The following is a 12,367-nucleotide window of genomic DNA, read 5'->3' on the forward strand; positions in this document are numbered from 1 at the left end:
GTTACCTTTACCTTTCGAGTACGAGCGCGAGGCCCTGCCCGACGCCGATGCACAACGTGGCCAGCCCCACCCCGGAGCCCGCCGCCGCGAGCTGGTGGGCGACGGCCCCGGCGAGCCGGGCGCCGGAGGCGCCGAGGGGGTGGCCGATGGCGATGGCGCCGCCGCGCGGGTTGACGAGGGCGGGGTCCAGGTCCGGCCATTCGGCGAGGCAGCCCAGCACCTGCGCGGCGAACGCCTCGTTGAGCTCCAGCGTGGTCAGGTCGGCGAAGGTACGGCCGGCCTTGGCGAGCGCGCGGTTCACGGCCTCGACCGGCCCGAGGCCGAAGTACTGCGGCTCGATGCCGGTGACGGCGGACGCGCCGATCCGGGCCAGCGGCTCGCGCCCGGTGGCCCGCAGCCCCTCCTCGTCGACGAGCAGCAGCGCGGCCGCGCCGTCGTTGAGCGGCGAGGAGTTGCCTGCCGTGACCGTACCGCCGTCCTTACGGAAGGCGGGCTTCAGCTTGGCCAGGGACTCCAGCGATGTGGTGTCGCGGATGGTCTCGTCCCGGTGCAGGTCCACGCCCTCGTACGGCACGACCTCCGCGTCGTACGCCCCTTCCTTCCACGCCCGTACCGCCTTCTGGTGGCTGGTGAGCGCGTACGCGTCCTGCGCCTCGCGGCCGATGCCGTGCTTGTCGGCGATCAGCTCGGCGCCCTCGCCGAGGGCGACGGTCCACTCGGGCGGCATATCGGGGTTGGTCATGCGCCAGCCGAGGGTGGTGGAGTACAGCTGCTGGTGCCCGGCCGGGAAGGCCCGCTCCGGCTTGGGCAGCACCCAGGGAGCGCGGCTCATCGACTCCACGCCCCCGGCCAGCGCGATATGCGCATCGCCGACGGCGATGGCGCGGGCGGCCTGCAGCACGGCCTCCAGCCCGGAGGCGCACAGCCGGTTGACGGTCGCGCCGGGCACGCTGACGGGGAGCCCCGCCAGCAGGACGGCCATCCGGGCCACATCGCGGTTGTCCTCGCCCGCGCCGTTGGCGTTGCCGAAGCAGACGTCGTCGATGCGGGCCGGGTCGAGGGCGGGGGTGCGGGCGAGGAGGGCGCGTACGACATGGGCGGCCAGGTCGTCGGGGCGTACGCCAGCGAGCGCGCCGCCGTACTTGCCGACGGGCGTGCGGACGGCGTCGACGATGTAGACCTCGCGCAGAGTGCCGTTGCTCATCTGTGTCAAGCGTCCTTTCCGGCGTTCTTGAGGGCGCGCAGCGCGGCCAGCTCCCGCGGCGTCGGCGGCTCGGTCGCCCCGAGTCCGTCGCTCACCCGCAGCTCCCAGCCCGTGGCGGCCCGTACCTGCTCGACAGATACCCCCGGGTGCAGCTCGGTCAGCACCAGCTCCGCCGTCGCCGGGTCGGGGCGCAGCACACCGAGGTCGGTGATGACGGCGACCGGGCCCGCACCGGGCATGCCGAGCTTCTTGCGGTCGCCGGGGCCGGCGCCGTGGCCGAGGGTGGTCACGAAGTCGAGCTTGGGGACGAAGTTGCGGGGGGAGTGGCGCAGCACCATCAGCACTTTGCCGCAGTTCGACGCGATCTCGGGGGCGCCGCCCGCGCCCGGCAGCCGCCCCTCCGGCTTGTCCGGGCCGCGGTTCACGACCGTGGTGTTGATGTTGGCGTAGCGGTCGACCTGCGCCGCGCCCAGGAAGCCGACGTCGATCCGGCCGCCCTGCAGCCAGTAGTTGAACATCTCCGGCACCGGCACCACGGCGTCCGCGGTCTCCGCGAGCTCGCCGTCGCCGATGGACAGCGGCAGCCGGGTCGGCTTGGAGCCGATCGTCCCCGACTCGTAGATCAGGACGAGGGCCGGGTTGACGGTGGCGCGGGCGAGGTTGGCGGCGGTGCTGGGCAGGCCGATGCCGACGAAGCAGGTCCTGGCGCCGGCGAGCGCGCGGGCGGCGTTGACCTCCATCAGCTCGTCGCGGGTGAAGCCGGCGCGCGTGGCGTTGTCGGTCATCGCACGGCAGCCTTCGCGCCGCTCTGTTCGTTCCGCACGTGCTCCTCGATCCATCGTGTGAACGCCTCACGGTCGCGGGCGATCGGGTCCCATGCCTGGTAGAAGGCGTTGTCCCGGACGGAGTAGCCGGAGGCGTACGAAGGGTGGGCGCCGCCGGGGACCTCCGCCACCGCGTCGATGACCCAGGTCGGCAGGACGACCGCGCCCGGCCGCGGCTCCAGCGTGTCGACGATCTCCTCCACGGTCACCAGGACCCGGTCGGCCGCGAGCGCCGCCTCCTTCTGCACGCCGGTCAGCCCCCACAGCTGGACGTTCCCGTCCCGGTCGGCCTGCTGGGCGTGGATGACGGTGACGTCCGGGTTGAGGGCCGCGACCGCGGCCAGCTCCTCGCCGGTGAAGGGGCATACGACAGTGGCGACCGTCTCCGTACGGGTCGGGATGTCACTTCCCCGGTAGCCGCGCAACACGGCGAACGGCAGCTTGGACGCGCCCGCCACATAGCGGTTGGCCATGCCCGCGTGGCTGTGCTCGTCCAGCTCCAGGGGGCGCGGCCAGCCTCTCTCCACGGCGTCGCGGAAGCGGTGCAGCGAGCCGACGCCGGGGTTGCCGCCCCAGGAGAAGATCAGCTTGCGCACCAGTCCGGCGCCGATCAGCTGGTCGTAGATGACGTCGGGGGTCATCCGGGCGAGGGTGAGGTCGGTGATGCCCTGACGGATGATCTCGTGCGCGGCGGCGTACGGGATGAGGTGGGTGAAGCCCTCCAGCGCGAGGGTGTCCCCATCGTGGACAAGGTCCGCCACGGCGTCGTGCAGGCTTCGGATGTCGGCCATCGTCACTCCGGCAGATGCTCAGTGTACTGATTATTTTTGTCTGCCCAGAACGCTGTCATCGATCGGGGGGCTCGGTCAATACAGTCTAGGAAGAAAAGGCTGTGCTCGACAGGTGTGCTTCCGCAGGGCAGAATTGCTCAGTGTACGAATGAAATGCGCGAGGGAAGAGGGCGGCGGGGCATGGGCGCGGTCGATCTGAGCACTCACCCCGGGCACCTGGCCCGCCGGCTGCAGCAGGCGCACTCCCTGCTGTGGGGCGCGATGGTCTCGGAGGAGACGACCTCGCCGCAGTTCGCGGTGCTCAACGCGCTCGTCGAGAGGCCCGACATCGACCAGCGCACCCTCAGCGAACACGTCCACCTCGACCGCTCCACCATCGCCGACGTCGTGGCCCGGCTGGCCCGGCGCGGGCTGGTCGAGCGGGTGCGCGACCCGCGCGACGGGCGCCGCAATGTGCTCAAGCTGACGGACGACGGTGTACGTGTCCACCGCAAGCTGGTGACGCGTACGGCGCGGATGAACCGGGTCTTCCTCGCACCGCTGGACGAGGGGGAGCGGGAGACGCTGCTGCGGCTGATCGCGCGGGTCGCGGACGCGGCGGAGGAGCTGCGGGCGTAGGTCGCCCTACGCGCCGCTGCGCGGACCAGAGCCGGAGTGCGAACGGCCCACGGAGCTACGATGGCCGGGTGACTGTGACCGCCCACCGTCCCCGCGTCCTGCTGCTGCACGGCCCCAACCTCAACCTCCTCGGCGAGCGCGACCCCGCCATGTACGGGGCCACCACGCTGGAGCAGATCGAGGAGCGTACGACGGCGCTGGGGCAGGAGTTGGGCGTCGAGGTGCGGTGTGCGCAGAGCAACAGCGAGGGCGTGCTCATCGACCTCGTCCACCAGGCCCGCCACGACGACGGCATCATCTTCAACCCCGGCGCGTACGCGCACTACAGCTACGCGCTGCGCGATGCGGTGGACGCCGTGGCGGGTCTTGGCGTGCCCTGTATCGAGGTCCACATCTCCAATGTGCACGCCCGCGAGCCGTTCCGGCATACGTCGGTGACGGCGGCGGTGAGCCAGGGGTACCTGTGCGGCCACGGCGTCTTCGGCTACGAGCTGGCGCTGCGCGCCGTGCTCAACCGCATCGAGGAGCGGCGCCGCGCCGCGGAGTAGTCCGGATACGGCTCGGATACGGCGAGGCTGAACGTAAGCAGTCAGTCCGCGAGCGCGTCGTACCGTACGCCCGTCAGCCGCTCCGACGCCGCCCACAGCCCCCGCCCCGCCTTGTCGTCCCGTGTCCACTTGGCGCGGGCCGAGCGGGTGGGGGTGCCGCGCCACATGCCGAAGGGTGGGCCGAAGAAGTCGTCCTGGTGCACGTCGGGGGCGGTGGCGGCGTAGAGGGTGGGGAGGGCGCCGTTGTCGGGGGATTGGGCGAAGAAGCGGTTGCCGATTTCCATGAAGCGCTGGGTGCCGCGGCGGCCCTCCATCTTGGAGGCGGCGGTCTGGAGGTTGGTGGAGGCGTAGCCGGGGTGGGCCGCGGCGGCGGTGAGCCGGGTGTCGGCGGCGCGCAGGCGGCGGGAGAGCTCGTGGACGAAGAGGAGGTTGGCGGTCTTGGAGCGGGCATAGGCGGTCCAACGCCCGTATTTCCGCTCCATGTTGAGGTCGCGCGGGTCGACCGTCCCCAGCATGTGCATAAAGCTGGAGACGCTGACGACCCGCGCCCCCGGGCCCGCCTCCAGCAGCTTCGGCAGCAGCAGGCCGGTCAGCGCGAAGTGCCCCAGGTGGTTGACGCCGAACTGCATCTCGAAGCCGTCGGCGGTTCTGCGGTAGGGGAGGGCCATCACGCCCGCGTTGTTGATCAGCAGGTCGAGCCGGTCGCCCTTGTGCTCGGCCGCGAAGGCCCGTACGGACTTCAGGTCCGCCAGGTCCAGCGGCGCGATCCGTACATCCGCGCCCGGGGCCTGCGCCCGGATCCGCTCCGCGGCCTCGGCCCCGCGGGCCTCGCTGCGGCAGGCCAGCACCACCTGGGCGCCGTGGCGGGCGAGCTCGCGGGCGGTGATGTAGCCGATGCCGCTGTTGGCGCCGGTCACCACGGCGGTGCGGCCGGTCTGGTCGGGGATGTCGCTCGCGGTCCAGCCCTTCATCTCGCGCTCCTTCGCGGTCTGTCGCCGTCTGTCGCCGTATTGGCTACCGACCGGTAGCCATCGCCTCCGGCGACAGCCTAGGCGCGAGGCCGCGAAGGTGCGAGGCATAGGCGGCCGGGGGTGGTCGGCTACCGGTTGGCCGCGGCCTTCCGCAGGAGGGAGGTGAGCACGGGTTCGGTGTGGGTCCACAGCACCGCGCCGCCGATGTCCGGGCCAGGTCGAAACACGCGGATCGCGAGGTTGCGCATGTCCCGGCCGAGCGAAGGCCAGTCCGCCGGTTATGCGGCGGTGGCGCCCAGCAGGAGGTCGAAGGCGTCATTCACCTCGCGGAGCACCGCCGTCGCGTCGTGGCTGCCGAGGCGCCACGCCGCCTGGTAGCAGGCGACGGTCAACTGGGCGGCGAGGACGGCGGTGGCCGGCGGGGTGCCGTGGTCGATCAGGTGTTTCTCGAGGAGGTCGGCGTAATGCCGGGTCTTGCGGGTGTGGCGGTCTTCGAGCTCGGGGTGCTGCTTGACCAGACGGTGGTAAACCGCGTAGTGGCCGGGGTTGCGGGCGGCCTCGGTGCAGATCACGAGCAGCAGCCGCCGAGATGTGGCCAGTGCCTGCGCGAGATCCTGGAGCGGCTCGGTGGGCGCATCGCGCATGGCCGCGGTGAGCGCGCGCAGGAAGTCGTCCTCGGTGGAGAAGACGACTTCCTGCTTGTCGCCGAAGTAGCGGAAGAAGGTGGTGCGGCCGATCTCGGCCCGCTGGGCGATCTCGTCCACGGTGACGACATCGAACCCCCGCTCCATGAAGAGCGCGAAGGCCGTCTCGATGATCCGTTCCCGGGTCTGGCGGCGTTTGCGGTCCCGCAATGACTCCACCGGAACGTTGTTCGCGCTCATTCGGCCAGGATATCCGCCCGTCCCGCCCGGCGGTCAGCGTCGACGAGGCGGCCGGCCTCGCGCCACAGCTCCTCCTCGCGGGCCTCGTCGTGCGACTCTGGCGACGACGGGACGTTGCGGCCGCGATCGAGGTAGGACCCGGTCCGGGCGGTCAGCCCGGTCAGGATCGTCTCAGCGAGCCGGGCGCCCGCCTGCTGCGGCGTCATGCCCCGGCCGAGGAATCGCTGAAGCTGGAAGAATCCGTTGAGCACGCCCCGCACGGGCCCCGGGGCGTGGCGGAAGAAATCGGTGCCCGCGACGAGCGCCGGGTTGTAGGAGTAGACGCCGACGCTCTCGGGCAGGCGGCGGGCCAGCGCGTGGGTCAGGTAAATGACGCCGAGTTTGCTGGTCGCGTACGCCCGCCCGGCCTCCCGCGCGCCACCGGCACGAGGCGTGGCCAGTCGGCCCGGTGTCTCCCAGCGCGGCGCCGGCGTGGCGCCGAGCGTATAGCGGAACTGCCCGAAGTGGCAGTCGCTCGAGGTGAGCACGATCCAGCCCGGACCGGTAAACCGGGGCAGCAGCTCCCTGACGAGCAGATAGTGGGACAGCACATTGACCCCGAAGGTCATCTCGTACCCGTCCGTGGTGCGCTTCTCGGACGTCGTGACCGTCAGGCCGGCGTTGCCGAGATAGCCGCCGAGCGGCGGCAGGTACCCGGTATCGAGCCCACGCAGAATCTCCTCCGCCGCCCGCCTGATCTCGGCGAGCGAAGCGAGGTCACAGTCCACGCCTGTGACCGCGGAAGCACCGGTGGCCTGGGTGAGTTCCGCAGCGAGGCGTTCGCCGCCGCGGCGAGCCAGCACGACGTAGTGGTCCTGCGGCCGTTCCCGGATCAGCAACTCGACGGACTCACGGCCGAAACCGCGGGTCACGCCGGTCAACACGATGGTCCGGCTGTCCATGACAGACTCCCTGGCATCAAGTTCCAAATGGTACTCAGTACCGTAACAGGCTTGGCGCGCCTGAAGAGCGCCTGGCATGGCTCGGTCTGCTCTCCGCCGACAATGCGGCGCTGCACTAGGCCGCGCTTGATGTGGGCGTTCGCACGTCGTGCGCTCGTGCTTCTTGCGTGCCGCCGGGCAGAGCGTCCCTCGACATCGATCCCGTCCGGGAGAGCGAGACGATCAGTCCAGCGGCTGTTACGGCGACTGTTGCGGCGGCGTAGACGATTGCCGCGGGCACCAAACCGATGGCGTCACTGAGGAAGCCGGCCACGATGGTAGGGATGCCATAGGCGAGATAGGCCACGACGTAGACGGCGGAGAACAGCTTCGCCCGCTCCTGCGCGCGCGTCAGCGGAACAAGGATCCCGAGCGTGCTGGCGCCCAGGCCGCCCGGGCCTCCGCGCCCGCCACGTCCAGCGGGCCGCCGCCCGGCCCGAACCCGCCGGGGGGTGGGCGAGAAGGTCGCAAGGTTTGCACAGCTCGTCATGGAGTATGACCCGGCGCCGCCGTTCAACGCCGGATCGCCTGAGAGCGCAGGCCCCGAAATTGTGGCACTGCGCACGCGGTTCATGGCGGAGCCCGACACCGCCCTCCGAAACGCTGTGTCCCACGTGTTGGAACAGCGTGCAGCAACAAGTTCGCACCCTGTGACGCTGAACCGGTGACCAGATCTGCCACCTGGGCGAGGTCGTGCCGGACGTCAAGGCCGCCGCCGCTGCGCGAGCCGCGGGCGTACCTGCCGTCCACGGCCAGGGGGTCGGGCCTGGCAGGGGCGGCGCCGAGCAGGTCGGTAAGCCCGCCGGGGCAGGAGGCGCTGACGATCCGGCGGACGGTCACCGTGCTCCGCACCGTCACCGCGGTCGGCGTGATCGTGCCGCCGCAGTTGGCACACACCTGCGCCGTCTCGTCGGCCTACGTCGCCCTCTTCCTGGACCCGTGGGAGCTGGCGCTCGGCACCGGCCCGACCCGCCTGAACGAGACCGAGACCCACCGCGTACTCGCGGCCCTCGACCATCCCGGCCCCGGCGCCGACCTGGACGCGGCCCGTGCCGAGTTCGCGACCCTTGCCGGAGCGGGCGCCTCGCTCGATTCCAGGGTCGCCCACGCGGTGCGGGAGATCACCCGCCCCGGGTCCACCGCCACGATCGGCGTGGTCGCCGCCCAGGTCGGGCTCTCCCAGCCGCGGTTGCGCACCCTCGTCCGCGACTGGGTGGGTATCCCGCTCCCGCGGCTACGCCTGTGGGCCATGCTGCGCACCGCCATGACCGAACTACCGGCCGAGTCCGCGGCCGCCGCGGCTGCTTTCGCGGGCTTCGCCGACCAGGCACACCTCACCCGCACGGTGCGAACCCTCGCCGGCCGCGCGCCGTGGGAGCTTCTTCAAAGACCCTGCCCCAGCGACCGCCCGTCGGACAGCCGTTCCGCACCGAGCCGCGCGGGATCCTCGACGAACACGCTCATGATCGCCATCTTGGCCGGGGCGGGGCGGTCTCACTCCTCGAAGTCGCTGAAACCGTACGGGACATAGCCTCGCTCGATGAACTCGTCCTCAAGTTCATCCTCGTCGAAGTCGTCCTCGTCGAAGTCCTCGTCATCCTCATAACCCTCGTCGTCGTCGCCGTCGCCGTCGTCTGATGGGTGATCGACGAGCTTCACGTAGTCGCCGTCCGCGGCGATCTCGCCGACCAGCGAGGGGGCCGCGACGCTCGCCCAGTCGACCGTGACCTCGATCGCGTCGTCGAGCTCTCCGGAGAACATTCCGTCGGAAAGTTCCGTTTCCACCTTGTACGGGTCATCCGCGCCGACTTCATAGCCGACTGGCTTGCCCGATTCAAGAAAGGTGATGTCCGGATATCCGTCGACTGAGACGGTGATGTATGGGTGGAGGTTGATCGAGTGGAGGCATTCGCCCCGCTCGTACACATTCAACGCCAATTTCGTGCTGTGCCAGCACAGCAAGTAGACATTGGCGCTGGCGGACAGCTCGGAATTCAGAGCGCGTTTGACCTCGTCAAGGCTGCCGACGACGTAATGGGCGTCCTTACGGGCGGCTCCGGGGGCCACGCTGAAGACCAACTCGTAGAAGCTCTTGGGCGACATGGCAGCCAGTCTAGGATGGCCGACATGACCGACCCTCGGCTGATCAAGAGCAGCAGGATTCCGTCCGAAGGAAATATCGACGACTTTGCTGTGGCCGAGGTGAATGGACGGCCGTGGGTGGTGTGCGCCAGTCGTAACGACGTGTGGACGTGGGACCTGGTCGGGGATGAGTGGCTGGAGCGGCCACTGGACGATTTCGACAACGGGTCGTACGGAATTCCCGTGTACCCGGACTTCGAGCATATGGACGTGACCGTCGTCGATGGGCGGGTGCTGTTCGCCGCGGGCGGGCAGCACCAGGGGCCGGGTCTGTGGGATGTGATGAGCGGCGAACTGCTCGATGCCCCGCCGGAGTTCCGCAGCTGCGTTCACGCCCTGGGCGTGGTCGCGGTCGACGGGCGCATCACCCTCGTGGCCGGCGGGCCCACCCCCGAGGTGTGGGTGTGGGATCCGGCGGATCCCGAGGTCGAGGCATGGGGGCCGACCGATGACGAGGACGCGGAGGAGCAGGAGCCGCGGGAGCTGCCCGGCCACTCCGACGACATGAGGGACCTCGTGGTGGGGCAGGTTCGTGGGCGTCCGGTTGTGGTGTCGGGTGGTGGCAGTGAAGTTCTGTTGTCGGATCTGGAGTCCGACGAGCTGGTCCACAAGTGGTCCGTCGACGGACTGGTCCACGCCGTTGCCCTGTCCGAGGTCGATGGCCGTCCCGTGGTGCTGGCGATAACCGATTCCGGCGAGAGCGAGCTGCGGATCTGGGACGCGGTCGGCGGCGAGCCGGTCGGTCACTTCCTGACCGGTCACACGGAGCGCGTGTCCGCCTTGGCCGCCGCCGTGGTCGGAGCTCGTACGCTCGCGGTGACCGGTAGCGACGACGGGACCGCCCGGGTCTGGGACCTCGCCGAGGGGCGGCAGATCGGGGCGCCACTGGCCGGAGATGAGGGCGAGGTCTGGAGCGTGGCGATCACGCCGATGGATGGCCGCCGTGTGGTGCTGACGGCGGGCCGAGGTGGCGTCGTACGCGTCTGGGATCCATCGGTCTGACGGGCGGACGATTGCGGGCGGCGCGGCGGACGCCTTGGTACTGGTGAGCTCGCGACATCAGCTGTCTCCGGTTCCCAGCTTCAGCGGGCCTGCCGGTGACCTTGTGTGAGCCCCGGAACCGCGTGCCGTGCCATCGCGTCTGTCGCAGGCATGAGCGGAAAGATCGCGGGACGGACCACGGGCACGAGCCCGAAGACCAGCGGTGCCGCCGGATGCCTTCTCGCCGGCCTGGGTGCGGCGACCGCGCCGCTTGTCTGGGCACCGCGGGCCGCGATCAGTATCGACGGCGGGTTCGAGGGCCATGCCCGCGATCTGAGCGTGCTCTACGTCGATCTGCCGCTCATTGTGCTCGGCGGCGCGCTGGTTCCGCTCTTCGTCTGGACGCTGACCACGCGATGGGTGCGCCGTCCCTGGGTCGCGGCACTCGCAGCCGTGGCCGCGCTCGCGCTCGGGGTGTGGGGGCTCACCGAGTGGTGGACCCCTCGCCGGCAGCCGAACCCCGGTTACGGACCCGGGATCTGACTCCGGCGCCGCCCGGCGGGTGTGGACCGAGGCGCCGTCACTGCCCGAGCCGGCGAAGCGGGCAGTGCCGGCTCAGCGGCTCGGCTGAGTCGGGCCCCTGGCTGGTGCCGGCGGCGAGGGACCCTTGGACGCCGAGGCATCCGGTGGGGCAGCCGGGGCGGGTGGTGGCCCGGACGGAGCCGTTGAGGAACGCGGTGGCCACCTGGCGGGCGGTCGGCTCCTTCAAGGCGCACGCTGCGTACGAGGCGGGGCCCTCGGCGTAGCGCTCCAAGGCCTTGCGGAGCAGGTCCTCCTTGTTGCCGAAGGCCGCGTACATGCCGGTGCGGGTGATGCCCATGGCGTTGGTCAGGTCGGTGAGGCTGGCTCCGTCATAGCCCTGTTCCCAGAAGACCCGCATGGCGTGTTCAAGGGCTTGGCCGGTGTCGAAGCCTCTCGGCCGGCCGCTCGGTCCCTTCTGTCGTGTCTCCACGCAATCCATCGTATCTATTTTGTACTGGCCGGTGCGGAAGGTGTTACAGTCTCATTCGGTATCGATTGGTACTTAAGTTTGTGGAGGTCATGACCATGGGGCAGCTTGAGGGTAAGACCGCAGTCGTCACCGGCGGCAACGCCGGGATCGGCCTGGCGACCGCGAAGCGACTCGCGGCCGAGGGCGCGCACGTGTTCATCACCGGCCGGCGCGAAACCGAGCTGGAGAAGGCCGCCGCCGCCATCGGCAACGCCACCGCTGTGCCCGGTGACGTCAGCGTCGCGGCCGACGTGGACCGCCTGTACCAGCGCGTGCGGGAGCACGGGCAGGGCCTGGACGTGCTGTTCGCCAACGCGGGCATCAACCACATCGCGACGTTGGACGAGCTCACCGAGGACATGCATGACGCAATCTTCGACATCAACGTCAAGGGCACCTTCCTCACTGTGCAGAAGGCTCTCCCGCTGCTCAACGACGGCGCCTCGGTGGTCCTCACCGCCTCCACCGCCGCCGAGGGAGGCGCGGGCGGTATGAGCGCCTATGGAGCGTCGAAGGCGGCCGTGCGGGCATACGCCCGCGCCTGGGCCGACGAGCTCGGCGGCCGGGGCGTCCGGGTCAACGCGATCTCGCCGGGCCCGGTGAACACCCCGATGTGGGACGCCGCTTTCGGCGATCGCGCCGGGGAGATGATGGAGGCCGTCGCGGCCGGCCTGCCCCCCAAGCGGGTCGCTGACCCCGACGAGATCGCCGCCGCAGTGACCTTCCTCGCCTCGTCGGACAGCAGCTTCGTCTACGGCGCCAATCTCTACGTCGACGGCGGAATGAACCAGATCTGACCGGACCGCCGGGTGGCACGCGGCGAAGCGGATAACTGGCGCCTGACCGGCACCATTCGAATACACCACGATCCGTGGCACTGAGAGGCAATCATGTCCGACGCCGAACTGCGCGACTTCTTCCAGCGCTACATCGACGCGCTCAACGCTCACGAGTTTCACCGCATGACCGAATTCATTCACGACGAACTCATCATGAACGGCCGCCCGGTCACCCGGGATGACGTCATCGCGGACCAGCAGGACCACACCGATGCGGTCCCAGACTTCACCTGGCGGGTCATGGACCTCGCCATCGACGGTGATCGAGTGGCGGCCCGTCTGTTCAACAAGGGCACACCCGCGAAGGAGTGGTTCGGCGTGCCTCCCACCGGCGCCACGGTCGAGTATGCCGAGTACGCCTTCCATAAGGTCCGTGACGGGCGTTTCTGCGAGATGAACTATCTGATCGACGCCCAGGCGGTGCAGCGACAGCTGACCGCCTAATGGGAGCTACGGAGCCGGGGAATGCTTGGTTCCGTAGCCGCCAGCAGGTGAGCACTCAGGCCGCCGGAAGCATTGACTTCTGAGGTCAGA

General features: G+C 70.0%; 14 protein-coding genes and 1 pseudogene. 7 read left to right on the top strand and 8 right to left on the bottom strand.

The window, feature by feature from the left end; genetic code table 11:
• Positions 1-7: 7 nt before the first annotated feature.
• Genes ACWDSL_RS36150 through ACWDSL_RS36160 form a run of 3 tightly spaced genes read right to left on the bottom strand, consistent with a single transcriptional unit; the run spans position 8 to position 2,819 of the window.
• The gene (locus ACWDSL_RS36150; RefSeq protein WP_450492180.1) at positions 8-1,204 is read right to left on the bottom strand and encodes a thiolase family protein; all 1,197 of its coding nucleotides are present in this window, start codon (positions 1,202-1,204) and stop codon (positions 8-10) included.
• A gap of 5 nt (positions 1,205-1,209) precedes the next feature.
• Positions 1,210-1,989, bottom strand: a complete 780-nt coding sequence (locus ACWDSL_RS36155; protein ID WP_450492181.1) for a CoA-transferase subunit beta — start codon at positions 1,987-1,989, stop codon at positions 1,210-1,212.
• Positions 1,986-2,819, bottom strand: coding sequence for a CoA transferase subunit A (locus tag ACWDSL_RS36160; protein WP_450492182.1), 834 nt, complete (start codon positions 2,817-2,819; stop codon positions 1,986-1,988). The genes ACWDSL_RS36155 and ACWDSL_RS36160 overlap by 4 nt, the downstream gene beginning before the upstream one ends.
• A gap of 180 nt (positions 2,820-2,999) precedes the next feature.
• Between ACWDSL_RS36160 and ACWDSL_RS36165 the strand changes: the two genes are divergently transcribed.
• A complete protein-coding gene (locus ACWDSL_RS36165; RefSeq protein ID WP_450492193.1) occupies positions 3,000-3,437 on the top strand; it encodes a MarR family winged helix-turn-helix transcriptional regulator in 438 nt (145 codons plus the stop codon).
• A 74-nt stretch (positions 3,438-3,511) separates the two neighbouring features.
• Positions 3,512-3,985, top strand: coding sequence for a type II 3-dehydroquinate dehydratase (gene aroQ, locus ACWDSL_RS36170; RefSeq protein ID WP_450492194.1), 474 nt, complete (start codon positions 3,512-3,514; stop codon positions 3,983-3,985).
• A gap of 41 nt (positions 3,986-4,026) precedes the next feature.
• Here aroQ and ACWDSL_RS36175 read toward each other — a convergent pair whose 3' ends face one another.
• The 3 genes from ACWDSL_RS36175 to ACWDSL_RS36185 all read right to left on the bottom strand — a co-directional run bounded on the left by ACWDSL_RS36175 (position 4,027) and on the right by ACWDSL_RS36185 (position 6,781).
• Complete coding sequence (locus ACWDSL_RS36175) at positions 4,027-4,956, bottom strand: oxidoreductase (protein ID WP_450492183.1); 930 nt, start codon at positions 4,954-4,956, stop codon at positions 4,027-4,029.
• A gap of 278 nt (positions 4,957-5,234) precedes the next feature.
• Complete coding sequence (locus ACWDSL_RS36180) at positions 5,235-5,840, bottom strand: TetR/AcrR family transcriptional regulator (RefSeq protein ID WP_450492184.1); 606 nt, start codon at positions 5,838-5,840, stop codon at positions 5,235-5,237.
• The gene (locus ACWDSL_RS36185; RefSeq protein ID WP_450492185.1) at positions 5,837-6,781 is read right to left on the bottom strand and encodes an SDR family NAD(P)-dependent oxidoreductase; all 945 of its coding nucleotides are present in this window, start codon (positions 6,779-6,781) and stop codon (positions 5,837-5,839) included. Before ACWDSL_RS36185 ends, ACWDSL_RS36180 begins: the two co-directional genes overlap by 4 nt.
• 703 nt (positions 6,782-7,484) lie before the next feature.
• Between ACWDSL_RS36185 and ACWDSL_RS36190 the strand changes: the two genes are divergently transcribed.
• Positions 7,485-8,351 (top strand): helix-turn-helix domain-containing protein, encoded by an 867-nt coding sequence (locus ACWDSL_RS36190; protein WP_450492186.1) that lies wholly within the window; start codon positions 7,485-7,487, stop codon positions 8,349-8,351.
• Here ACWDSL_RS36190 and ACWDSL_RS36195 read toward each other — a convergent pair.
• Positions 8,315-8,923 (bottom strand): hypothetical protein, encoded by a 609-nt coding sequence (locus tag ACWDSL_RS36195; protein ID WP_450492187.1) that lies wholly within the window; start codon positions 8,921-8,923, stop codon positions 8,315-8,317. The two genes, ACWDSL_RS36190 and ACWDSL_RS36195, sit on opposite strands and share 37 nt — an antisense overlap.
• 24 nt (positions 8,924-8,947) lie before the next feature.
• Between ACWDSL_RS36195 and ACWDSL_RS36200 the strand changes: the two genes are divergently transcribed.
• Together ACWDSL_RS36200 and ACWDSL_RS36205 are read left to right on the top strand one after the other, a co-directional pair.
• Positions 8,948-9,964 (top strand): WD40 repeat domain-containing protein, encoded by a 1,017-nt coding sequence (locus tag ACWDSL_RS36200; RefSeq protein WP_450492188.1) that lies wholly within the window; start codon positions 8,948-8,950, stop codon positions 9,962-9,964.
• 150 nt (positions 9,965-10,114) lie between these two features.
• Entirely contained in the window at positions 10,115-10,486 is a 372-nt protein-coding gene (locus ACWDSL_RS36205) for a hypothetical protein (protein WP_450492189.1), read from the top strand.
• Between the two features lie 106 nt (positions 10,487-10,592).
• On the opposite strand, the pseudogene ACWDSL_RS36210 reads toward ACWDSL_RS36205, so the two are convergent.
• Positions 10,593-10,964 (bottom strand): annotated as a pseudogene (locus tag ACWDSL_RS36210) (TetR/AcrR family transcriptional regulator); the annotation flags it as partial.
• A gap of 86 nt (positions 10,965-11,050) precedes the next feature.
• Here ACWDSL_RS36210 and ACWDSL_RS36215 point away from each other — a divergent pair.
• Positions 11,051-11,791: an SDR family NAD(P)-dependent oxidoreductase gene (locus ACWDSL_RS36215; RefSeq protein ID WP_450492190.1), complete on the top strand. Its 741-nt coding sequence runs from the start codon at positions 11,051-11,053 to the stop codon at positions 11,789-11,791.
• A gap of 93 nt (positions 11,792-11,884) precedes the next feature.
• Positions 11,885-12,277, top strand: coding sequence for an ester cyclase (locus ACWDSL_RS36220; protein ID WP_450492191.1), 393 nt, complete (start codon positions 11,885-11,887; stop codon positions 12,275-12,277).
• Positions 12,278-12,367: the final 90 nt, after the last annotated feature.

The sequence above is a fragment of the Streptomyces sp. NPDC000941 genome, from assembly GCF_053599555.1.

Excerpts from the sequence above, each read along its gene's own strand:
- ACWDSL_RS36150 (WP_450492180.1), bottom strand. The coding sequence starts at position 1,204 with ATGAGCAACGGCACTCTGCGCGAGGTCTACATCGTCGACGCCGTCCGC.
- ACWDSL_RS36155 (WP_450492181.1), bottom strand. The coding sequence starts at position 1,989 with ATGACCGACAACGCCACGCGCGCCGGCTTCACCCGCGACGAGCTGATG.
- ACWDSL_RS36160 (WP_450492182.1), bottom strand. The coding sequence starts at position 2,819 with ATGGCCGACATCCGAAGCCTGCACGACGCCGTGGCGGACCTTGTCCAC.
- ACWDSL_RS36165 (WP_450492193.1), top strand. The coding sequence starts at position 3,000 with ATGGGCGCGGTCGATCTGAGCACTCACCCCGGGCACCTGGCCCGCCGG.
- ACWDSL_RS36175 (WP_450492183.1), bottom strand. The coding sequence starts at position 4,956 with ATGAAGGGCTGGACCGCGAGCGACATCCCCGACCAGACCGGCCGCACC.
- ACWDSL_RS36180 (WP_450492184.1), bottom strand. The coding sequence starts at position 5,840 with ATGAGCGCGAACAACGTTCCGGTGGAGTCATTGCGGGACCGCAAACGC.
- ACWDSL_RS36185 (WP_450492185.1), bottom strand. The coding sequence starts at position 6,781 with ATGGACAGCCGGACCATCGTGTTGACCGGCGTGACCCGCGGTTTCGGC.
- ACWDSL_RS36195 (WP_450492187.1), bottom strand. The coding sequence starts at position 8,923 with ATGTCGCCCAAGAGCTTCTACGAGTTGGTCTTCAGCGTGGCCCCCGGA.
- ACWDSL_RS36200 (WP_450492188.1), top strand. The coding sequence starts at position 8,948 with ATGACCGACCCTCGGCTGATCAAGAGCAGCAGGATTCCGTCCGAAGGA.
- ACWDSL_RS36205 (WP_450492189.1), top strand. The coding sequence starts at position 10,115 with ATGAGCGGAAAGATCGCGGGACGGACCACGGGCACGAGCCCGAAGACC.
- ACWDSL_RS36215 (WP_450492190.1), top strand. The coding sequence starts at position 11,051 with ATGGGGCAGCTTGAGGGTAAGACCGCAGTCGTCACCGGCGGCAACGCC.
- ACWDSL_RS36220 (WP_450492191.1), top strand. The coding sequence starts at position 11,885 with ATGTCCGACGCCGAACTGCGCGACTTCTTCCAGCGCTACATCGACGCG.